The 23,632-nt window shown below is 45.1% G+C and carries 18 protein-coding genes; 4 read left to right on the plus strand and 14 right to left on the minus strand.

All coding sequences use genetic code 11. From position 1 onward, the window contains the following. Positions 1 to 46: 46 nt before the first annotated feature. Positions 47 to 2,584 (plus strand): alpha/beta hydrolase family protein, encoded by a 2,538-nt coding sequence (locus tag CGC64_RS17110; protein ID WP_005679647.1) that lies wholly within the window; start codon positions 47 to 49, stop codon positions 2,582 to 2,584. Positions 2,585 to 2,674: 90 nt separating this feature from the next. Here CGC64_RS17110 and hisS read toward each other — a convergent pair whose 3' ends face one another. The 8 genes from hisS to CGC64_RS17150 all read right to left on the minus strand — a co-directional run bounded on the left by hisS (position 2,675) and on the right by CGC64_RS17150 (position 11,648). Then, entirely contained in the window at positions 2,675 to 4,039 is a 1,365-nt protein-coding gene (gene hisS, locus CGC64_RS17115; RefSeq protein ID WP_005679649.1) for a histidine--tRNA ligase, read from the minus strand. 203 nt (positions 4,040 to 4,242) lie between these two features. Then, positions 4,243 to 4,923, minus strand: a complete 681-nt coding sequence (locus tag CGC64_RS17120) for a zinc metallopeptidase (RefSeq protein ID WP_005679651.1) — start codon at positions 4,921 to 4,923, stop codon at positions 4,243 to 4,245. A gap of 117 nt (positions 4,924 to 5,040) precedes the next feature. Further along, on the minus strand, positions 5,041 to 6,345 hold the full coding sequence (locus CGC64_RS17125) for an alpha-L-fucosidase (protein WP_032855595.1): 1,305 nt from the start codon (positions 6,343 to 6,345) through the stop codon (positions 5,041 to 5,043). A gap of 101 nt (positions 6,346 to 6,446) precedes the next feature. Continuing rightward, positions 6,447 to 7,718 carry an adenylosuccinate synthase gene (locus CGC64_RS17130; RefSeq protein WP_005679653.1) on the minus strand — a complete coding sequence of 424 codons (1,272 nt, stop codon included), beginning with the start codon at positions 7,716 to 7,718 and terminating at the stop codon, positions 6,447 to 6,449. After that, the gene (locus CGC64_RS17135) at positions 7,715 to 8,203 is read right to left on the minus strand and encodes a Fur family transcriptional regulator (protein ID WP_005679654.1); all 489 of its coding nucleotides are present in this window, start codon (positions 8,201 to 8,203) and stop codon (positions 7,715 to 7,717) included. The genes CGC64_RS17130 and CGC64_RS17135 overlap by 4 nt, the downstream gene beginning before the upstream one ends. Positions 8,204 to 8,366: 163 nt before the next feature. Then, positions 8,367 to 9,032 carry a DNA alkylation repair protein gene (locus CGC64_RS17140; protein ID WP_005679656.1) on the minus strand — a complete coding sequence of 222 codons (666 nt, stop codon included), beginning with the start codon at positions 9,030 to 9,032 and terminating at the stop codon, positions 8,367 to 8,369. A gap of 7 nt (positions 9,033 to 9,039) precedes the next feature. Next, positions 9,040 to 11,088 carry a dipeptidyl-peptidase 3 family protein gene (locus tag CGC64_RS17145; protein WP_005679657.1) on the minus strand — a complete coding sequence of 683 codons (2,049 nt, stop codon included), beginning with the start codon at positions 11,086 to 11,088 and terminating at the stop codon, positions 9,040 to 9,042. Between the two features lie 95 nt (positions 11,089 to 11,183). Then, a complete protein-coding gene (locus tag CGC64_RS17150; RefSeq protein ID WP_005679660.1) occupies positions 11,184 to 11,648 on the minus strand; it encodes a helix-turn-helix domain-containing protein in 465 nt (154 codons plus the stop codon). A gap of 270 nt (positions 11,649 to 11,918) precedes the next feature. Here CGC64_RS17150 and recQ point away from each other — a divergent pair, with 270 nt between their 5' ends. Next, entirely contained in the window at positions 11,919 to 13,724 is a 1,806-nt protein-coding gene (recQ, locus tag CGC64_RS17155; RefSeq protein ID WP_005679661.1) for a DNA helicase RecQ, read from the plus strand. Between the two features lie 473 nt (positions 13,725 to 14,197). On the opposite strand, the gene CGC64_RS17160 is transcribed toward recQ, so the two are convergent. After that, complete coding sequence (locus tag CGC64_RS17160; protein WP_005679664.1) at positions 14,198 to 15,016, minus strand: tetratricopeptide repeat protein; 819 nt, start codon at positions 15,014 to 15,016, stop codon at positions 14,198 to 14,200. A gap of 23 nt (positions 15,017 to 15,039) precedes the next feature. Continuing rightward, a complete protein-coding gene (cysK, locus tag CGC64_RS17165; RefSeq protein WP_005679665.1) occupies positions 15,040 to 15,990 on the minus strand; it encodes a cysteine synthase A in 951 nt (316 codons plus the stop codon). Positions 15,991 to 16,119: 129 nt separating this feature from the next. On the opposite strand from cysK, the gene CGC64_RS17170 reads away from it, so the two are divergent. Continuing rightward, entirely contained in the window at positions 16,120 to 17,955 is a 1,836-nt protein-coding gene (locus tag CGC64_RS17170; RefSeq protein WP_081447326.1) for an LTA synthase family protein, read from the plus strand. A 97-nt stretch (positions 17,956 to 18,052) separates the two neighbouring features. After that, the gene (locus CGC64_RS17175; RefSeq protein WP_005679668.1) at positions 18,053 to 18,742 is read left to right on the plus strand and encodes a phosphatase PAP2 family protein; all 690 of its coding nucleotides are present in this window, start codon (positions 18,053 to 18,055) and stop codon (positions 18,740 to 18,742) included. A 124-nt stretch (positions 18,743 to 18,866) separates the two neighbouring features. Here CGC64_RS17175 and leuB read toward each other — a convergent pair whose 3' ends face one another. The 4 genes from leuB to leuC all read right to left on the minus strand — a co-directional run bounded on the left by leuB (position 18,867) and on the right by leuC (position 23,550). Then, positions 18,867 to 19,928 carry a 3-isopropylmalate dehydrogenase gene (gene leuB / locus CGC64_RS17180; protein WP_005679671.1) on the minus strand — a complete coding sequence of 354 codons (1,062 nt, stop codon included), beginning with the start codon at positions 19,926 to 19,928 and terminating at the stop codon, positions 18,867 to 18,869. Between the two features lie 62 nt (positions 19,929 to 19,990). After that, entirely contained in the window at positions 19,991 to 21,535 is a 1,545-nt protein-coding gene (locus CGC64_RS17185; protein WP_005679672.1) for an alpha-isopropylmalate synthase regulatory domain-containing protein, read from the minus strand. Beyond that, on the minus strand, positions 21,511 to 22,113 hold the full coding sequence (gene leuD, locus CGC64_RS17190; protein WP_005679673.1) for a 3-isopropylmalate dehydratase small subunit: 603 nt from the start codon (positions 22,111 to 22,113) through the stop codon (positions 21,511 to 21,513). Before leuD ends, CGC64_RS17185 begins: the two co-directional genes overlap by 25 nt. Before the next feature lie 42 nt (positions 22,114 to 22,155). Next, entirely contained in the window at positions 22,156 to 23,550 is a 1,395-nt protein-coding gene (leuC, locus tag CGC64_RS17195; protein ID WP_005679675.1) for a 3-isopropylmalate dehydratase large subunit, read from the minus strand. Positions 23,551 to 23,632 lie beyond the last annotated feature (82 nt).

Genomic DNA, 23,632 nt, shown 5'->3' on the forward strand with positions numbered 1-23,632 from the left:
CATTTGCTACCTAATTAATCATATTATTTAATTTAATACACAACACATGAAAAAGAAAGAAGTGGCTTTAGCCATTTTTCTGTTGACCGGACTCACTCTCCAGGCACAGGAAAGAGTGACACAATACAAAGTCCGCGACGCTATTGAGGTTCGTACACCTATCATGAACGACAGTATCAACCCGAAAGGAGAAAAGCATTCAACCAAGATGTTGCTTAAAACTCCGGTAGTACTCGACCTCCCTGATGCGCCCCTGCAATCACTGACCGTTGACACGGCAGGGTATCTAACATTGGATAAGGCTGACAAAAACAGCAAGATTTATGTACTTAAAACACAGATCAGGGCGGAACGTTTCCTGAAAGGAAAATTGAAAGTTACTTCTCCCGTCCGCTGGGAAGTCTTTATCGACGAAGTTTCCAAGCAGACAAAGGACGCCGCCGAAGATAGTATCAGTTCTGCCTCCTCTCGGGATATAGCTCTTACTCTAGAACCGGAAAGAGATTATGAAATCACAATCAAATTGCTTTCCACCGCAGAAGACAAAGCTGCTCCTACCCTGAAATGCGAGTTTATTAAGGACAACAAATTCAAAGATATCGCCTGCACACTAGATCCGAATGCAAAGAAGCGTTTTTCACTGGATAATACAGTGTACGGCAACCGTGTTATCTCCGTTGCGATCTCTCCGAGTGGAAAATACCTGCTGACCCGTTATTGGAACAACCATGCTGCCAAACGCTCGCGTACATACTGTCAGCTCACGGAGCTGAAAACCGGAAAGGTTCTTTTGGATAATGCAAGAGACGGTATGCGTTGGATGCCCAAAAGCGACAAACTCTATTATACCGTAACAGCGCTTAGCGGAAATGACGTTATCACGCTCGACCCTGCTACACTAAACGAAGAAACTCTCTTGAAAGGGATTCCCGAACAGAGCTTTACATGGTCGCCCAACGAAGACTTCCTGATCTATTACCCCAGAGAAGAAGGAGAAAAAGAACAAGGTGCTCTCCGCCGTATCGTCAGCCCGGCAGACCGTATTCCCAACACTCGCGGACGAAGCTTCCTGGCTAAATATAACATAGCCAACGGTGTTTCCGAACGATTGACTTATGGTAACCATAGCACTTACTTACAGGATATTTCTCCCGATGGGAAATTTATGATATATAGTACATCGAAAGAAAACATCACTCAACGTCCGTTCTCTCTGTCTTCTCTCTACCTGGTAGATTTGGAAACGTTGAAGGTTGACACTCTTTTCCACGACGAACGCTTCCTGGGAGGTGCCAGCTATTCACCGGACGGCAAGCAGTTATTGCTTACAGCAAGTCCCGAGGCCTTCGGCGGAATCGGAAAGAATTGCGGTAATCATCCTATTGCCAATGATTTCGACACACAGGCATTTATCATGGATCTGGCTACCCGCAAGATACAGCCGATTACTAAAGACTTCAACCCGACTGTCAGCCCTCTGCAATGGAATCGCGGGGACGGATGTATTTATTTCAATACGGACGATGGCGACTGCAAGAACATCTATCGCTACTCGCCCAAAAACAACAGCTTTGAGAAGTTGAACCTGGAAACGGATGTTACCAGTGCTTTCACCTTATCGGAATACAATCCGGGAATCGCCGCTTATATCGGTCAATCCGACCATAATGCCGGAGTTGCTTATCTGTATGACATGAAGAAAAAAACTTCCCGGTTACTGGCCGACCCATTGAAGCCAATTCTCGACCAGATAGAATTAGGTAAAACCGAACCGTGGAACTTTACGGCCTCGGACGGAACGGTAATCACCGGAAAGATGTGTCTGCCGCCCAACTTCGACCCGAATAAGAAGTATCCGATGCTTGTTTATTACTATGGCGGAACCACTCCTACGACACGTGGCATCAGTAATCCGTATTGTGCCCAACTGTTCGCTTCACGCGACTATGTAGTGTATGTGATTCAGCCTAGCGGTACTATCGGTTTCGGACAGGAATTTTCTGCACGCCACGTCAACGCGTGGGGAAAACGTACTGCTGACGATATTATTGAAGGAACAAAACAGTTCTGCAAGGAACACCCGTTTGTAGACGAAAAACGAATCGGATGTCTCGGTGCTTCCTACGGAGGATTCATGACGCAGTATCTGCAAACTCAAACTGACATCTTTGCCGCTGCCGTGTCTCATGCAGGTATCAGCGATGTGACCAGCTATTGGGGAGAAGGTTACTGGGGCTATTCATACAATGCGATTGCCGCTGCCGACAGCTACCCCTGGAAAAACCCGGATCTGTTTACCAAACAAGGCTCTTTATTCAATGCTGACAAGATCAACACTCCATTGCTATTGTTGCACGGAACCGTAGATACCAATGTACCCATAGGTGAAAGTATACAGCTTTTCAATGCCTTGAAGATATTAGGAAAGACTGTTGAATTCATCACAGTAGACGGTGAGAATCATTTTATTTCAGATTACGACAAGCGTATCAAATGGCACAATTCTATTATGGCATGGTTTGCCCGCTGGCTGCAGGATCGCCCGGAATGGTGGAATGAGATGTATCCCGAACGTCATTTGTAACTCCCGGTAAACAGGAGTACTATTCCCAAATAATAAGGTGCCGCTGATCGAATGTCAACGGCACCTTATCTTTTTATAATCAATGTTCTTTTATCTCTTTACAGCAGCAATCAATTCTTCTGCCGAAACAAGATTCTGTTCCCCTGTCTCCATATTCTTCAGCATAACTTTGCCCTCATTCATCTCGTTTTCACCTACGATAGCGACAAACGGAATATTCTTCGCATTGGCATAGCTCATTTGTTTTTTCATCTTGGAGGCATCCGGGAAGATTTCGGCACGGATACCTGCTGCACGCACTTTTGCCAAAACACCCATAGAGAAAGCCGCTTCCTTTTCACCGAAATTGATGAATAACACTTCTGTTCCGTTCACAGCTTCTTTCGGATAAAGTTCGAGCTGGTTCAACACATCGAAGATACGGTCTGCACCGAAAGAGATACCGACACCGGATACCCCCGACATACCGAATACTCCGGTCAGATTGTCATAGCGTCCACCGCCTGTGATACTGCCGATTTGTACGTCCAACGCCTTCACTTCAAAAATAGCCCCTGTATAGTAGTTCAATCCGCGGGCCAATGTCAGGTCAAGTTCAATTTCATTCTTCAGCCCCATTGTTTCCAATGTATTCAGAATAAACTCACTTTCCTCCACTCCCTTCAATCCTACTTCACTGGTTGACAACACTTCTTTCAATGTGCCCAGTTTCTCCGCATTCGTGCCGTTAAGAAGAATAATAGGCTGCAATTTGGCAATAGCCTCATCACTGATCCCTTTCTCTTTCAGTTCGGCATTCACGTTGTCCAGACCGATCTTATCCAGCTTATCTATGGCTACGGTTATATCGACAATCTTATCAGCTTCACCGATAATCTCGGCAATACCGGAAAGAATCTTACGATTATTAATCTTGATGCATACACGAATACCGAAACGGCTGAATACAGTATCAACAATCTGCATCAGTTCTACCTCGTTCAGCAACGAATCACTACCTACCACATCCGCATCACATTGATAAAACTCACGATAACGCCCTTTCTGCGGACGGTCGGCACGCCATACCGGCTGAATCTGATAGCGTTTGAAAGGGAACGTGATTTCGTCACGGTGCATCACTACATAACGGGCAAAAGGTACAGTCAAGTCATAACGCAATCCTTTCTCACAGAATTTGCTTGCCAACTTTGCTGCATTACGGCTCAACAATTCCTCGTCAGTGATACCGGAAAAATAATCTCCCGAGTTCTGAATCTTAAAAAGAAGTTTGTCGCCTTCATCTCCATACTTTCCCATGAGTGTAGAAAGCATTTCCATAGATGGAGTTTCTATCTGCTGGAAACCATAAAGATGATATACGTCACGAATCGTATTGAATATATAATTACGCTTCGCCATTTCTACCGGCGAGAAGTCACGAGTTCCTTTAGGAATACTTGGTTTTGCTGCCATAATATTACTGTTTATAATTTTAATTGCGCAAATTTACTGCAAATTTCCGAGCAACACTTGCATATATCTGAAAAAATCGTCAACATTCTACCCTAAGTTGTGCAAAACCCGAATATATGATAACGTATGACAAACAAAAGAGTGCCTTCCAGAATCCTAATGCGGACTAAGAAGGCACTCTTTTATATTTTATGGAGAAGTTTTTAGTCTCTTCTACCCATGAAGATCATAATGTAGTAAATCAACGTAGCCAATGAACCCAACGCAGCTACTACATAAGTGTATGCAGCGGAACGAAGTGCATCTTCAGCTTGTCTGTGATTATACGAGTTGGTGATCCCGGATGAACTCAGCCAAACGAGTGCACGCTTACTTGCATTGATTTCCACCGGCAAGGTGATAAAGCTGAACAATGTAGTCATGGCAAACAATATAATACCTGCCAACAATAACTGAGGGAATGTATTCAGCAATAAAATACCTCCCAACAATACCCATGTCATGACAGAAGACGCAAAGCTCACTACCGGGACCAATGCGCTACGCATTTTCAACGGCGCATACATACGTGCGTGCTGAACAGCGTGCCCACATTCGTGTGCAGCTACGGCAGCCGCCATGATACTGTTACTTTCATACACACCTTCACTCAAATTCACTGTTTTATTTGCAGGATTGTAGTGGTCGGTCAATCGTCCCGGAGTATGTGTTACTTGTACATCATAAATTCCATTGTCATGCAACATCTTCAAAGCCACGTCGCGTCCTGTCATGCCATTGCCGGTAGGGATCTTGGAGTACTTCTTGAATTTGTTCTGCAAATTCATCTGCACCAGCCAACTTACTACGGCAATTCCAATAAATAATACCCAATAAGACATCATATACTTTTCGTTTTAATTATTACTCTATATCTATAAACAAATTGTTTGCCAAAAATACGGGGAAACTATCAATGTCAGAATAGTTTCCCCGTGCTTTTATGAAGAATTAGCTAAAAATTAGTCAATCGTAAGTTCTACCACATAGTCAATATCTTTCGGGACTTCCGCAAATTCCAGCAGAACGCCCGCTTTCGTTTTGGTAAGGCGAACCTGAGACTGATCTTTAAATACAACCGCCTTCTTCACTTTCTTATCTGTCAAAGGCAGGAATAATGCTTTATCTTTCAAATCCAGAATATGCACATAGAGTTTGTTCCCTTTCTGTGTAGTCACTCCCCAATCGTGAGGCGCAACCACACCGCCACGTGTTCCATAGATTGTCTCTCCGTATTGTTTCATCCACTCGCCCATCTCTTGCAAACGTTGTACTGCCACTGCAGGAAGTTCTCCGTCAGGTTGAGGACCGATGTTCATCAGAAGATTGGCATTCTTGCCGGCAGCCTTCACCAGATAATGAATCAATGTTTTGGTAGACTTATAGTTTTGGTCGGTAATCTTATACCCCCACATCCCATTCATCGTTTCACAAGTTTCCAGCGGCAGGTGACTTACATCCTGTCCGGAGAGCCCTGCCGTATTCTCACCCGGCAGATCACGTTCGAAGATCTGAATATCCTCACCGGCAAAAGGCGTCTGATGATGATTATTTCCGACCAGACACCCCGGTTGGAGCTTATGAATCAAAGCATACTGTTCGGGCAATTCCCAATCAAAGTCTTTATTCTGATCCTGATCCCACCAGCCGTCGAACCAGATAGCACCTACGGGACCGTAGTTCGTAAGCAATTCCGTCAACTGGTTATTCATAAATTGATAATAGCTTTTCCAGTTTCCTTTTGAATCCGGCCGCCCCGTTCCACGCCCTGTTCGTCCCCAGGGATAGTCTTCACGCACCCAGTCGAGATGCGAATAGTAGAAATGAAGTTTGATTCCATGTTTGGCACAGGCAGCAGCAAGCTCCTTCACAATGTCTCTTTTGAAAGGAGTAGCTTTCACCACATTATAATCCGAATATTTGGTATCAAACATCGAGAAACCCTCGTGGTGACGAGTCGTGAAACAGATATATCTGGCTCCCGAAGCCTTGATAGACTGCACCCACTTATCCGCATCAAACTTGGATGGATAAAATCCACCTGCCAGTTTGGCATACTCTTTATAATTCAGATTTATATTTGTCATAGTCCATTCACCGGTAGCAAGCATTGCATACAGTCCCCAATGAAGGAAAATACCAAACTTATTATCCTGAAACTCTTCCCGTGCTTTCAAGTTTTCTTCTGTCGGCTGATAGGAAGACTGGGCAAAAGCCCCACAACTCATGGCGAGTAATAAAAGAAAAGAAATAAAACGTGTTTTCATAAGGCATTTATTATTTGTGTCCATACTAAGCAACAAAGATTTGAACAAGAAAGGCGGAGTTTGTCCAATCTCCGCCTTCCCAAAATATAATAGAACAAATGTTATTCTTCCGTATAACGTTCGATAGTCTGCGCTCTGTCCGGTCCTACGGATACAATCTTGATTTGTACGCCAAGTTGTTCTTCGAGGAAAGTCAGATATGCGTTGAATTCTTCGGGGAATTCATCTTCGCTCTGCATCTTCGTCATGTCCGTCTGCCAGCCCGGAAGTTCTGCATATACAGGTTCCACCCCTTCAGTGATGTCGTATGGGAAGTAATCAATTTCCTCACCGTTAACTTTGTAAGCTACACAAGCCTTGATTGTTTCGAAAGTATCGAGCACATCGCTCTTCATCATAATCAATTTGGTAACCCCGTTTATCATAACGGAATATTTCAACGCAACGAGGTCAATCCAACCGCAACGACGCTTACGACCTGTAACCGAACCGAACTCATGTCCCAGCGTACACATCTTGTCTCCTGTTTCATCAAACAGTTCAGTCGGGAAAGGACCTGCTCCTACGCGAGTACAATATGCTTTGAAGATACCGTAAACTTCTCCGATACGGTTGGGAGCTACGCCCAATCCGGTGCAGGCACCGGCACAAACTGTATTGGAAGAAGTAACAAACGGATACGAACCGAAGTCGATATCAAGCATAGTACCTTGTGCACCTTCACAAAGAACACTCTTTCCGTCCTTCAACAGATTGTTTACTTCATGTTCGCTATCTACAAAATGGAACTGTTTCAGATATTCGATACCTTCCAACCATGCCTTTTCCAGTTCAGCAAGATCATATTCGTAGTTCAGGCTTTTCAGGATTTGTTCGTGACGAGCCTTTGCAGCAGCGTATTTCTGATCGAAATTATGAAGGATATCACCTACACGGACACCGTTACGGCTTACTTTATCCGTATATGTAGGACCGATCCCCTTACCGGTAGTTCCCACTTTGGCATCTCCTTTGGCAGCTTCGTAAGCAGCGTCCAGGATACGGTGTGTCGGAAGAATGAGATGCGCTTTCTTTGAGATGTGCAAACGTTCTTTCAGCGGATGCCCTGATGCTTCAAGCGCTTCTGCTTCTGCCTTAAACAGTGCCGGGTCAAGTACCACACCATTACCGATGATGTTTACCTTGTTTCCCTGAAAAATACCGGAAGGGATAGAACGAAGCACATACTTCTGTCCTTCAAACTCAAGTGTGTGACCGGCATTCGGGCCGCCCTGGAAACGAGCAACCACATCGTACTTAGGTGTTAATACGTCGACTACTTTTCCTTTACCTTCGTCGCCCCATTGTAATCCTAATAGAACATCTACTTTCATTTTTCTTTTTTATTGTTGTTATTTACTTTTTTCCGTTTGTTAGCTCTGTCGCACTTGCTGCATATACCATATATATATAAGGAGTAATGCGAAAGTTGAAAGCGGCTTAATTTTGTATTTTCAATGGCATGCTGCAACTCCTCGTTCTGAAACTCGGTCACTTTACCGCACTGAGTACATATCTGGTGATGATGTGTCTCGCGATTATATGATTTTTCGTATTGGGAGGAAGTGCCGAACTGGTGCTTGATAACCAGCCGCGCATTGATAAGAAGGATAATAGTATTGTAGAGAGTCGCCCGGCTCACCCGGAAATTCTCCTGGTCCATCATCCGCGAATAGAGCATATCTATATCGAAATGGCCGTCAATAGAATAGATAGTATCGAGTATGGCGTAGCGTTCAGGAGTCTTACGATGCCCGTTCGCCGTGAGATATTCCGTGAATATCTGCCTTACTGTATCTTTCACATTTTGAGTTTCCATTATCAGCCAAAATTAGCGCGAACAAAGTTAAGCCTTTTTTGCGGAAAGCAAAAGAAATTCCTCTAAAAGAAAATACAATGTTATCTGTTATTAAATAATAAGGTGATAAAGTTATGGTCAAGTCCGTCCCCCTATCACCTTATACAATCATAGTCTTATTATATTATAAATCTGCAGCCTCTTCTTTCACCATATTATAAAGTATCTGCTCCGCTTCTACCTCAGAATCGGCCATTCCTTCTACCAACCGACACACCTGAAAAGCGTGTTCCTCGTTATGCTGCATATACTTGCGAATCACCAGCAACGCCGCATTACGCACGTGATAACTCTCGGAATGAACTGCACAGATTGCCTGGTCGAGCAATTCGCCTGAGGCCCGCTCCGTCATATCACCTTTCTTCATCAGGAGACGGGCGGCAGTCAGGAAACCACAGGTTTGCACATATTCCTGTTCATCCGCAATCCAGTGAAGAGATTTGGCAGGGGCATACGGCAAATGCTGAAAAAGATTCATGCAAGTCAACTCGGCTATTTCGATATTTTGAATATCCTCTACCCAGATGTCCGCAATCTCCGGATAAAAGGTATCAATCGGTTGAAGCATGGCAGCCATGATCTTACACTCGCGGATATTTTCTTTCCACAAGGCTTGCGCCAGGTCATGATTCTTCTCATAGCCTTCGGCAATCATCTTGATACGGGGCAGTTCTACACCGAAATTGAGTTTGTAGAGTAGCCCTTTCTCACGCATACTTTGGGACACAGCCCCGTTCATAGAGAGACGGAGCTGTGTTTTGATATCTTTTAATTGTTCTTTAATATCCATATTCCGATTAGTTGTTTACCGAAGGCAATGGAGAGTAATCCTTGCTGTAACGCAACATTTGCTCTACATAACCTTCACTATAATCCACAGTGACATCCGTAATATTTCCATTATCATCCGTCACCAGTTCGTATTTCGGATTCACAAAACCTTTGTAAGGAGCCAGATTCAGTTTCTTGTAACGTTCCAATACTTCAGCGTGAAGAACCGGGTCTACTTTCACAGCATAATTTTCTACCAATGCACGCGCACCCTCAAAGTCACCGGTCGACTTGATACGTTGGATTTCAGCCAGCAGTTCGCCGAAAAGTTCACGCACTTTCTGGTAGTCATTGATTACGACATACGTCTTTCCGTCTTTCTTCACCATTTCGACCACTTTATCGGCAGCACCTTTCTCAAACACCCAACGGGCAATCAACTGACGGTTACGCATATGGGCCTCCTCAACAGTATTTCCCGGTTCGATGCGTACCAACTGTGTCATTAACCCGTTCATTAAATAAGTATAATATTGAGCCTTATAAGCATCGGGAGAAGAAAGGAGTTTCAGTTCCACCAGTTTCGGGTCGGCTACATAATAAAGTCCGAACAAATCGGCACGGGCTTCTTCGATCGTAGAACCATAAGCCTTCAAAGCATCAGGGTCCACTCCCGGAAGCAATTTGCCGGAACCGTGTCCAAGGCATTCGTGCAAATCCGTATGAAGCTCGTCCGTCAGATCGGCATAAGTATCAATCAGTTTTATTTCCGCGTCGCTGTATACAAATTCTTCGTTGAATCCATTGCCATGAGCAGCTTTGTTATAAGCATCGGTAATATTTCCGATAGTCACGGATTTAGATCCGTGATGCGCACGAATCCAGTTAGCATTCGGAAGGTTGATACCAATCGCTGTCGCCGGATAAAGATCACCGGCAAGGATAGCGGCAGTGATTACTTTAGCCGATACACCTTTCACTTCATCTTTCTTGAAAGCTTTGTCCACCGGAGAATGGTCTTCAAACCACTGGGCATTACTGCTGATAATTTCCGTGCGGTGAGTAGATTCGATATCCTTGAAATTAACCAACGATTCCCAACTGGCTTTCATGCCCAGCGGGTCGCCATAACTTTCGGTAAACCCGTTCACAAAGTCAATCCGCGAATCAAGGTCCTTCACCCAAAGAATTGCATACTCGTCAAAGTCCTTCAAGTTACCCGTTTCATAGAACCGGATCAACTTGCTGATAACCGCTTTCTGCGCCTCATTCTCAGCAACAGTTTCCGCTTTCTTCAACCAGTAGACAATCTTCTCAATCGCCTGCGTATAAAGTCCGCCTACTTTCCATACCTTTTCCTCCAACTTTCCATTCTCTTTCACCAGACGACTGTTCAAGCCATACGACACCGGAGTCTCGTCCTTCGGGTCTTTCATTGCATTGTAGAAGTCTTCGGCTTCCTTCTGCGTCACTCCGTTGTAGTAGTTGCAGGCGGAGGTCAGCACAAGGTCTTCACCGTCAGCCTGATTCACCCGCTTCGGCATGATAGCCGGGTCGAAAATCACGGGGAACAGTTCAGCGCAAAGTTGTTCGGCAGTCTGTCCGTCTGATAACGGAAGCAATTGGGCGTCAATGCCAAGCACGGCCTGTTTCAGAAAATCCTGCGAGAAGTTGGGCACAAATTTCTCTGTACCGTAGTGGTGGTGAATACCATTAGAGAACCATACCCTTTTGAGGTAAACTTCCATATTCTTGAAGTCGGGAGTAGTTTTATCTCCCTGATAGTTCGTATATACTGCTTCGAGCATCCTGCGGATTCTCAAATTATACTTTCCATTTTGATCGAATAAGATGTCCCGTCCTTCCAGAGCAGCCTCTGTCAGGTAGTAAATCAGTTCTTTTTGTTTCAGCGTCAGTTCCTCAAATCCGGGAACCTTATAACGCAATATCTGTAAGTCTGCAAATTGTTCCACTGTATAATCAAATTTATCTGCCTCAGCAGTTGTTGTTTTGGCTCCTCCGCACGATGATAAAAGCGCAGCGGTCACCGCCATTGAAATAAGATGTTTTTTCATAATGCTGATATTGATTCATTAAAATGAGAAAAGGAATTATCTCCAAAATCTTTCATTCAGAGGTAATTCCTTTTGGTCAGTTTCGGAAAGCGCAATTACTTTTTATCTTCCAAATGTCTTTTGCGATAACCGTTAGGAGTCTCACCTATGTTTTTGTAAAATGCAGCGTAAAAAGATTGACGATTTGCAAAGCCAACCATAGCGCTAATTTCTTCCACATTTTTGTCGGCATAACGTTTATCCGTCAATAAATGCAAAGCATCTTTTACTCTGTATTCATTTAACAGACAAGAATAGTTCATGCCAAAGCGAGAGTTAACTACTGCAGAAAGATAACGAGTATTCGTTTTCAATTCTTTCGCCAAATCCTTTGCTGAATAGTCAGGATCCTTGTACTTTTTCTGTACAACAATGATATTCAATATCTTGTCATACAACTCATCTGCCAATTCCGGTCTGATTAAAGACCTGTAAGCAGCCTTCTTTTCTTTCTTTTCCCTCAAATTGTAGGGACGTTTTTTAGGAGTTTCCTCCGTTTTTTTGTTCTCTAAATCACTCATTGAATTAACTGGTTAGGGTTTGTTCTTTTTGTTAATAATTGCTCATTTGCAACCTTAGATGTTACAAATGTCTTACTTTTTTTTTAAACACACAATTATTTTGTGCATTTTTTTTCTAAATAAACAATCAAAAACCTTGAAAAAGAGAGATTTGGTTTGATTAATAAGAAACTTTAACCTTTATATAATTCATCTTAGAAACTGAAATCTATACATAACGCAAGTTGTGAAAGAAAAACGTACCTTTGCAGCAAATTTAAATAATCGTCAATGAGAGAAACTCTAAAAACATATTTCGGTTACGATAGTTTCCGTCCCTTGCAAGAAGAAATTATCCGTCATATTATGAGCAGGCAGGATGCACTGGTATTAATGCCCACCGGCGGAGGAAAGTCCATCTGTTACCAACTGCCGGCACTGCTTTGCGAAGGCACGGCTGTTGTGGTTTCTCCACTCATTTCACTGATGAAGGACCAGGTGGAAGCATTGCAGGCCAACGGCATTGCCGCCGGAGCGCTGAACAGCAGCAACGATGAAACGGAAAACGCCAACCTGCGCCGCGCCTGTATCGAAGGCCGCCTGAAACTGCTTTATATATCACCGGAAAAGTTGCTGGCAGAAAAAGACTATCTCCTGCGGGATATGCATATCTCACTGTTCGCTATTGACGAGGCTCATTGCATTTCCCAATGGGGACACGACTTCCGTCCGGAATATACGCAAATGGGAATGCTCCACCAACAATTCCCGCAAGTACCGATCGTTGCATTAACCGCTACTGCGGATAAAATCACCCGCGAAGACATTGTCCGCCAACTGCATCTGGTTCACCCCCGTACCTTTATTTCTTCTTTCGACCGGCCGAACATCAGCCTGACTGTCAAACGAGGCTTTCAGGCAAAAGAAAAGAACAAGGCGATTCTGGAGTTTATCAACCGACACAGCGGAGAAAGCGGGATTATTTACTGCATGAGCCGGAGCAAAACGGAGACCGTGGCGCAGATGTTGCAAAAGCAGGGAATCCGGTGCGGAGTCTATCATGCCGGATTGTCCGCACAGAAACGGGACGAGACACAGGATGATTTTATCAACGACCGCATTCAGGTGGTATGCGCCACGATTGCTTTTGGTATGGGAATCGACAAATCAAATGTGCGTTGGGTCATTCATTATAATCTGCCCAAAAGTATCGAAAGTTTTTATCAGGAGATCGGGCGTGCCGGACGTGATGGGTTGCCGAGCGACACGGTTCTGTTCTATTCGCTGGGCGACCTGATCCTACTGACCAAGTTTGCCACGGAAAGCAACCAGCAAAGCATTAACCTGGAAAAGCTCCAACGGATGCAACAGTACGCAGAAGCAGATATCTGCCGGAGAAGAATCTTATTGAGCTATTTCGGTGAAACGGCGACGGAGGACTGCGGTAATTGTGACGTCTGCAAGAACCCTCCGCAACGGTTCGACGGGACTGTCATTGTACAAAAGGCATTGAGCGCCATTGCACGCACTGAACAGCAGATCGGTACAGGCGTATTGATTGACATTCTTCGTGGAAGTTATTCGGCGGAAGTGACCGGAAAAGGGTATCAGGAACTAAAGACTTTCGGTGCCGGACGGGAGATTCCACCACGCGACTGGCAGGATTACCTGCTTCAAATGCTGCAACTCGGTTATTTCGAAATTGCGTATAATGAGAACAATCATCTCAAAATTACGCCAAGCGGAAGCGATATTTTATTCGGAAGAACAAAAGCCATGCTCGTCGTCATTCATCGTGAAGAAGTTTCAACAAGCAAAGGGAAAAAGAAAAAAATAGTGGTTACAAAAGAACTACCACTCGGTTTGCCGGGGACAGAGAGCGAAGATCTGTTTGAAGCGTTGCGCGGATTAAGAAAGCAGCTTGCCGACCAGGAAGCACTTCCCGCTTACATTGTTCTGTCAGACAAAGTATTACATTTGCTTTGTATTTCCCGCCCCACCACCATTGAAGAATTCGGTTCGATCAGTGGTATCGGTGAATACAAAAAGAAAAAATACGGAAAGGACTTCGTAAATCTGATTCGGCAGTTCGTCTGACAATCCGTTGAAAAAAATCCATTTCTTGTCAAGAGCAAGTTTACATATTATTAACAAGGAAGGGGAGGAAACGAAAGGACAGTGAAGGAATCAGCTCCTCTCATCTGTTCTCCCCCTCATCCCTGGGGTGTATAGGCATAAGAAGGAAGACGAGCAACGGTCTGCCTAGGGGTAAAAGGTAATGAGGTGCCTTGTGAACGGTTTAAACAGAGCCTCTATTTCCGGTAAACAGAGCCTCCGTTTCTATAAAATAGAGGCTCTGATAAGGAGAAACAGAGGCTCTATCCGGCAGAGTAGAAACGGGCAGATACAAAAATAGGGAGGCAATCGCCCCCCTATTCTATCTCAATTAAAATCAAATGATATCTTATTATTACTTATACAAAGATACTATATCCAAAAGCCAAAGTCAAGTTTTTAAGGCATTATTTTCATCCGTTTACTTTCAAAAGGCATTTGGCATAAACTGCACATTACTTACATTGCTGAAGTTGTTCGTGCAGATCGGCAGGCGGTACGCCCAAAGAAATAGCTTTCTCAAAATCGGCTTTCGCCAGCGCTTTCTTTTTCTGCATCAGGTAAATGTTACCGCGCAACAAATATGCGTCAGCCAAAGAAGCATTCAGGCGAATAGCTTCTTCCAAATCGACCAGTGCCAGGTCTTCATGCTTCATTTCCCGTTCCACATCGGCGCGGGCAACGTAGAGCGTAGCGTCCTCCGGAGTCTCTACGATCATCTTATTCAGGATGTCGAGCGACTCACGGAATTTCTCCTCTTTCTGTTCCAGAGTAGCCAGTCCGAGGCGGCCGCTGTAACTCTGCGGGTCAAGTTCCAGCAAACGGTTATAATCAATCCGTGCAGCAGGATAATCTCTACGGAGGATGTAGATATAGGCACGCATCAGCAAAGCCTCTTTATTCTGCTTGTCTTCATCAAGCACTCGACAATAGTCAGTATAAGCACGGTCCGTCCGCCCCGTTTCCATGTAGATAGCGGCACGGTCGAGCAGAATCGGGACTGCCAACGGAGCGAAGTTCAATGCAAAAGAATAGGATTCGAGTGCCTTGTCATACTCGCCCAGACGACGCTGCACCAAGCCCAGATTGGAAAAGAGCAACGCATTTTTCGCATTCTTCGGTTCCAGTTTCAATGCCTGGAGCAACAGTTCTTCCGCCCGGTGAAAACTGTCCTTCTCAATACACTCTATCGCTTTCTCGGACAACTGCTGATAGGTTTGCGCACTCAACGCAACCGGAAAACAGAACAGCAACGCTATAATAATTCTTACCATACGGTTCAGGTTTAATGAATAACTTAGTCCAACGGATACGCATCAAATGCGAACAACTCTGTTGACAAATAACGCTCTCCCGTGTCAGGTAACAACGCTACGATTTTTTTGTTCTTGAATTCGGGACGTCCCGCCAACAAACGGGCCGCATATACTGCCGCTCCCGAAGAAATCCCGGCGAGCAAACCTTCGGTTGCCGCCAATTCACGTCCCGCACGAATCGCTTCATCATCGGGCACGCTTATTACTTCGTCCACCACAGACGCATCATAAAGTTTCGGAATAAAATTGGCACCAATCCCCTGAATACGATGCGGAGCCGCCTCTCCTCCTTCCAGAACCGGAGATGCTGCCGGTTCCACGGCTACAATATGAATTTTCGGATTATGTTTCTTCAATGCACGGGCTACACCGCAAACCGTTCCTCCCGTACCAACTCCCGCCACAAAAGCCGCGACTTCGCCGTCCGTATCTTTCCATATTTCCTCGCCTGTCGTCCGTTCGTGAACGGCGGCATTGGCCGGATTCTCGAATTGCTGTAAAATCACCGAACCGGGAATACTGTCACGCAGTTCCTCCGCTTTAGCGATAGACGCTGCCATGCCTCCCAGTCCGTCCGTCAATACGATTTGTGCACCGAGTGCCTTCAACAGATTCCTCCGTTCCAGGCTCATCGTTTCGGGCATAGTCAATATGAGATGATAACCTTTTATAGTAGACACCATTGCCAGCCCGACACCGGTATTTCCACTTGTGGGTTCGATAATCGTCGCACCGGGTTTCAGAACTCCGCGAGCTTCGGCGTCTTCAATCATCGAAAGAGCCACCCGGTCCTTCACACTCCCTGCCGGATTGAATGCTTCCAGCTTGGCGATAATATTTTGTTCCATACCATATTTCCCGCAATAACCGGAAAGTTCCATTAGAGGAGTATTACCTACCAGATCGGTTAGTTTCTTTACTATCTTTGCCATTTTATTACATTTTATGTCACTTGTACGACAAAGATAGAGAAAAAAAGGTATGTTTTATATCACATCATGAGAAAGATAAGGAAAAGTATAGTAACTTTGTATCCGTTCAATCTTTTTAAGTTTACAGATATGAAAAAGAGAATCATACAATTTCTCACGACTTATTTTTTGTTTGTCCTCTTATTTGCACTTCAGAAACCTATCTTCATGGTTTATTACCGTGAATTATATATCAACGCGTCTCTCGGAGACTATTTCCGGGTCATGTGGCACGGACTTCCCTTGGATTTATCACTGGCGGGATATCTGACCGCTATTCCGGGCCTGCTGCTCATCGCCTCCGCCTGGACCGATTCATCCGTGCTCCGTCGTATCCGCCAAGTCTACTTCGGACTGATTGCTTTCATCATGGCTTGCATCTTTATCGTCGACCTGGGATTGTACGGCTTTTGGGGATTCCGCCTGGACGCCACTCCGATTTTCTATTTCTTCTCCTCTCCCAAGGACGCCATGGCAAGTGTCAGCTTTTGGTTCGTACTGCTGGGGATAGTAGCCATGCTGATTTACGCCGGTATTTTATACTGCATTTTCTACTACGTACTGATCCGCGAGAAGAACCCCATGAAGATACCTTATCGCCGGCAAAATGTCTCTCTCGCATTATTATTACTGACGGCAGCGCTTTTCATCCCTATCCGCGGCGGTTTCACCGTATCGACCATGAACTTAAGCAAAGTATATTTCAGTTCCGACCAACTGATGAACCATGCCGCCATTAATCCGGCATTCAGTTTCATGTACTCTGCCACGCATCAGAATAACTTCGAGAAGCAGTATCGTTTCATGGACCCTAACACAGCCGACAAGCTATTTGCGGAAATGGTGGACAAACCCGCCACACCGGCCGACAGTATCCCGCAACTCCTGAATACCCAACGCCCGAATATCGTCTTTATCATTCTTGAAAGTTTCTCCACACACCTGATGGAAACTTTCGGTGGGCAGCCGAATGTAGCTGTCAATATGGATAAATTTGCCAAAGAAGGTATCTTATTCAGTAACTTCTATGCCAACAGCTTCCGTACCGACCGTGGTCTGGCGTCTATCATCAGCGGATATCCCGGACAGCCGAGCACCAGCATTATGAAATATCCCGAAAAGACGGACAAACTTCCTTCGATCCCGCGCAGCTTGAAAAACGCCGGATACAACCTTGAATATTATTACGGCGGAGATGCGGACTTTACGAATATGCGCTCTTACCTGGTATCTTCCGGTATCGGAAAGATTATTTGCGACAAGGATTTCCCTTTGTCCGAACGTACCGGCAAGTGGGGGGCACAAGACCACGTATTATTCCAGCGTCTGCTGAAAGACATGAAAGAGGAAAAGCAACAGGAACCGTTCCTGAAACTTGTCCAGACTTCAAGCAGCCACGAACCTTTTGAAGTTCCGTTTCACCGGCTGGATGACAAGGTTCTCAATGCATTCGCTTATGCCGACAGTTGCGTAGGCGACTTCATCAAACAATACCAGGAACTCCCACAGTGGAAAAATACAGTATTTGTACTCGTTCCCGATCATCAAGGAGCCTATCCATATCCGATCGAGAATCCACTGGACGGACAAACAATCCCTCTTATTTTAATCGGAGGCGCGATAAAGGAACCACGTGTGATAGATACTTATGCTTCGCAGATTGACATTGCCGCCACCCTGCTTTCACAACTGGGACTGCCACACGATGAATTTACTTTCAGCAAGGATATCCTGAATCCGTCATCTCCTCATTTCGGATATTTCACCCGCCCGAACTACTTCGGTATGGTGACTCCCGAAAATCAATTGGTATATAATTTGGATGCCAACACCGTACAACTTGACGAAGGAACGGAGAAAGGAGCAAATTTGGAAAAGGGAAAAGCTTTCTTGCAAAAGCTCTATGACGACCTGGCCAAACGTTAGAATAACAGAAATACAGATTATTTATTAAGCGGTATAGAACAATATCTTCTTCTTTATTGTATATTTGCAACGTTCAAAAATATAACAATAAAGACTGATGATAAATACCGAAATTATCAATTTCCTTTCGGAAGTGGACACCAATGTCTTCCTGTTCTTCAACGGCATACATTCCCCCTTTTGGGACTATTTTATGAGTGCTTTCACGGGGAAAATTATATGGGTACCGATGTACGCTACCATATTATACATATTGCTAATCAATTTCCATTGGAAGGTAGTCCTGTGCTATGTGGCTGCGATCGCGCTTACCATAACCTTTGCCGACCAGATGTGCAGCAGTATCATCCGTCCGGTCGTGGCACGTCTGCGTCCTGCCAATCCGGAAAATCCGATTGTAGACCTGGTGCATATCGTAAACGGCTATCGCGGAGGAAGTTACGGTTTTCCTTCCTGTCATGCCGCCAACTCTTTCGGCCTTGCCATGTATGTAGTATTCCTGTTCCGTAAACGCTGGTTAAGTGTTTTCATCATAACCTGGGCAGTTCTCAATTGTTACACGCGCATATACTTGGGCGTACATTACCCCGGAGACTTAATTGTAGGAGGCATCATCGGAGGGTTCGGCGGCTGGCTGTTCTGTACGATTGCCCATAAAATAGCTTCTTACCTGCAAAAGCCTTCCCGTGTAAGAAGAAATACTATCAGACAAACATCGGTCACTATGTATGTAGGCTTCCTGACAGTACTCGGCATCATTATTTACTCTACAATCAAAAGCTGGTAGAAACAAAAAACAATCCGAAATATATAAAGAAAAGCCTGACAACCGGGAAAAGTTGTCAGGCTTTCTTATATGAAGGGGTTACCCGATAAAGGGATATTAGCGCCTGATACAATTATTCTTTTTATCAAGCTTTTCTAATGTAATCTACAATCCATTGTCCCACTTCTTTGGTTCCGTATTTGGCACCACCGGCAACTTGGATTTCAGGTGTACGTACATTCTCGTCCAGAGAAGCGTCTACTGCTTTACGAATCAACGCTCCTTCTTCTTTAAGGTCGAAATACTCGAACAACATAGCTACGGAAAGAATCTGTGCCAACGGATTAGCAATATTCAGCCCTTTAGCCTGCGGCCATGAACCGTGAATCGGTTCGAACACCGGAGTACTTTCCCCTGTAGAGGCCGACGGAAGTAATCCCATAGAACCACTGATTACAGAACCTTCATCGGTCAGAATATCACCGAATGTATTTTCCGTTACCATTACGTCAAAGAAAGCCGGCTCCTGAATCATCTTCATCGCAGCATTATCCACAAACATATAATCAGTCGTCACTTCCGGATACTGAGGGGCCATTTCCTGTGCAATCTGACGCCACAGGCGGGAAGAAGCAAGGACATTCGCCTTATCTACCACGGTCAAGTGTTTTCTGCGCTTCATTGCATATTCGAAAGCTACTTTCAGGATACGTTCGATTTCCGGACGGGTATAATAGTTAGTGTCATAGGCCTTGTCGTTATCCTGATATTTCTCGCCGAAGTACATACCTCCGGTCAGTTCGCGGATACAGATGAAATCTGCATTTTCTACCAGTTCCGCACGCAACGGTGATTTGTGAATCAAGCATTTGAATGTCTGTACGGGACGGATGTTAGCGAAAAGTCCCAACTTCTTACGCATTGCCAGTAATCCCTGTTCCGGACGGACTTTGGCAGTAGGATCATTGTCAAACTTCGGGTCGCCGACAGCAGAGAACAAGACTGCATCCGCGTTCTTACAAGCCTGATATGTTTCTTCCGGAAACGGATCTCCTACCTCGTCAATGGCATTCGCACCACAGATTGCATATTCGTAACTTACTTTGTGACCAAACTTCTCGCAAACGGCACTCATCACCTCTACACCTTGCACAGAGATCTCCGGCCCGATACCGTCGCCTGCTAATACAGCAATTTTAAAATCCATAATCGTTAATTCTTCTATTTATATATACTTATAAAACATTCTTCGGACAAGCCGATTCTCACCTACTCTTTCTCATATTCATCTTCAATGATATTCAGCATTTTCACGGTCGCCTTAATGGCAGCCTCGGTCTGGTCCGCATCCAGTCCGCGCGTACGGAAAGCACAGTCCTCATAACTCCACATGATTACTGTCTGTACAAAAGCGTCCGTGCGTCCGCCCGGAGGAATTGTTACCGTATAATTGGTCAGCATCGGGAATTTACGTCCCAGTGTCACCTTATATATCTTACGCAAAGCACGCACAAATGCATCATACTGACCGTCACCGCTCGAACTTTCCTCGTACTCCTTGCCATTGATTTCTATTTTCAGCGTCGCCATTGGTTTCAAGCCATGAGCCAGATTGACAAAGTAACTTTTCAGTCTGACCTTCTCACCTATCGCACCATGCTTCAACACATCGGAAACGATATACGGCAAATCTTCCTGGGTCACCAATTCTTTCTTATCCCCCAATTCGATGATACGCTCCGTCACCTTACGCATAGAGTCCTCGTCCAGTTCCAGACCGAGGTCCTCCAGATTCTTACGGATGTTCGCCTTGCCACTGGTCTTTCCTAACGCATACTCCCGCTTTCTTCCGAACCGTTCGGGCAACAGGTCATTGCAATACAGGTTATTCTTATTATCACCGTCAGCATGAACTCCGGCAACCTGCGTAAAGACATTCTCCCCCACAATCGGCTTATTGGCAGGAATGACAATACCCGAATATGATTCTACCACCCGGCTGACATCATTCAGGCGGCTCTCATCAATATTGGTCACTGCATTGAAGTGGTCTTTCAGAATAGCCTGCACACTTGAAAGAGGAGCATTACCCGCGCGTTCGCCTAGTCCGTTGATCGTTGTGTGCAATCCTTTGGCACCGCTCAACACGGCAGCCAGCACATTGCTCACCGCCAGATCATAGTCATTGTGGGCATGGAAATCGAAGTGCATATTCGGATAATGCTTCTTCATCTTCCGCATATATTCAATTACCTGCAACGGATTCAGGATACCCAAAGTGTCAGGCAGCATATAACGTTTGATACTGGTATGCTTCAATCCCTCCATGAGTTGAAATACATATTCGGGAGAGTCCTTCATTCCGTTGCTCCAATCCTCCAGATAGACATTGACAGCAATATCCTGTTCATCGGCATAGCGCACCACATTGATGATATCCTCAATATGTTCTTCGGGACTTTTCTTCAATTGCTGCGTACAGTGTTTCAGCGAACCTTTGCAAAGCAGGTTGATGACGCGGCAACCGGTATGCTGTATCCAGTCCACCGAAGTATGGCCGTCTACAAATCCCAGCACTTCCACTTTATGAAGCAGATTGCGGCGGGCTGCCCAGTCGCAGATCATCTTCACGGCTTCAAACTCACCGTCCGACACACGCGCCGAAGCAACCTCTACCCGGTCTACTTTTAAATCCTCCAACAGCAAACGGGCAATCATTAGTTTTTCATGAGGCACAAAAGATACTCCGCTGGTCTGTTCACCGTCACGGAGCGTTGTGTCCATGATCTCTATTTTGACGCCTTGTTTTCCCATTCTTCGATTTTATTTTTATTGCTTAGCAAGAAATCTATATCATCCAGTCCGTTCATCAGACAAAGTTTCTTATAAGCGTTGATTTCAAAATGTTCACTCTTGCCTGTAGCCTTGTTAGTAATGGTCTGTTCGGGAAGATTCACCTCCACTTCCATTTTCGGGTCAGCATAGATAGAGTCGAACAATTCCTGAAGAAATCCTTCTGTAACGACTACCGGAAGCACGAAGTTATTCAACTCGTTATTCTTGTGAATATCTGCAAAGAAACTAGAGACTACCACCCGGAAACCATAACCCGCAATAGCCCAAGCAGCATGCTCGCGGCTCGAACCGGAACCGAAGTTCTTCCCTGCCACCAATACCTGTCCCCCATAAGTAGGATTGTTCAGCACAAATTCTTCATTCAGTGAACCGTCGGCATTATAACGCCAGTCACGAAACAGATTATCGCCGAAGAACTTTTCTTCACGAGTCGTTGCTTTCAGGAAACGGGCCGGAATAATCTGGTCAGTATCTACATTTTCTAAAGGAAGAGGTACACAAGTACTTGTTATTATATTAAATTTTGTCTTAGCCATCTTTGTCTACTATTTTAAGATTTGCAATTTCTCGATTGTCAATTACATTAATTCTCTCGGATCGGTAATCACCCCTGTCACCGCTGCGGCAGCAGCTACCAGCGGACTGGCAAGCAAAGTGCGTGCACCGGGTCCCTGACGCCCTTCAAAGTTACGGTTACTGGTAGATACGGAATATTTTCCGGCAGGAATCTTATCATCATTCATCGCCAGACAAGCAGAACATCCCGGTTGGCGGATTGCAAAACCGGCTTCCGTCAATATCTTGTCTATTCCTTCCTTCCGAATCTGCGCATCTACCATCCATGAACCCGGAACCAGCCATGCTATCACGTTTTCCGCTTTCTTACGTCCTTTCACAATAGAGGCAAACGCACGGAAATCTTCGATACGGCCGTTTGTACAAGCACCGAGGAACACATAATCAATCTTCTTGCCCAACAAAGATTCGCCTGGTTGAAAGCCCATATAATCCAGTGACTTCTTGAAAGAAACCTGTGCTGTTTCACTCATTCCTTCAGTAGTAGGAATATGCCGGGTGATCCCCATCCCCATTCCCGGATTCGTTCCGTAGGTAATCATCGGTTCAATATCAGCTGCATCGAAACGCACTTCTTTGTCAAATACGGCATCATCATCGCTCTTCAACGTCTTCCAATATTCCAAAGCTTTGTCCCACGCCTCCCCTTGCGGAGCACTTTCACGCCCCTTGATATATTCAAAAGTCACTTCGTCCGGAGCCACCATACCACCACGTGCACCCATTTCGATAGAAAGGTTACAGAGAGTAAGGCGTCCTTCCATAGTCAGATTACGGATAGCCGAGCCGGCATATTCTACAAAGTATCCGGTAGCACCGCTTGTAGTCATCTTAGACATCATATAAAGCGCCACATCTTTTGCAGTCACTCCTTTGCCCAGTTCACCGTCCACTGTGATACGCATTGTTTTCGGCCGCGACTGGAGAATACATTGCGATGCTAGCACCATTTCCACCTCACTGGTTCCGATACCGAAAGCGATTGCTCCCATAGCACCGTGAGTAGAAGTGTGTGAATCACCGCACACGATTGTCATTCCCGGCAAAGTCAAGCCACGTTCGGGACCTACTACGTGAATAATACCATTCTTTGGATGCATCATGCCAAAGTGCGTCAATCCGAAATCCTTGGCATTTTTCGTAAGTGTATCGACCTGTGTCTTGGAAACCGGATCTTCAATCGGCTTGTCCTGATCATGTGTCGGTGTATTATGGTCGGGCATACAGAATACCTTTTCCGGACGCAACACTTTGATCCCACGTTCACGCAGTCCTGCAAAAGCCTGGGGACTGGTCACTTCATGGCAATATAACCGATCTATATAAAGCTGTGTCGGGCCGTCTTCCACGGTAGTCACCACATGGGCGTCCCATATCTTATCAAATAATGTATTCATCTGTCTATTTACTATTTTACTAATTACTATTTACAAATTTAGTCAATCCCTGTAATGCTGAGATATGACCTCAGTCTCTATC

Origin of the sequence: Bacteroides caccae, from assembly GCF_002222615.2 — a bacterium.
Classification (GTDB): domain Bacteria; phylum Bacteroidota; class Bacteroidia; order Bacteroidales; family Bacteroidaceae; genus Bacteroides; species Bacteroides caccae.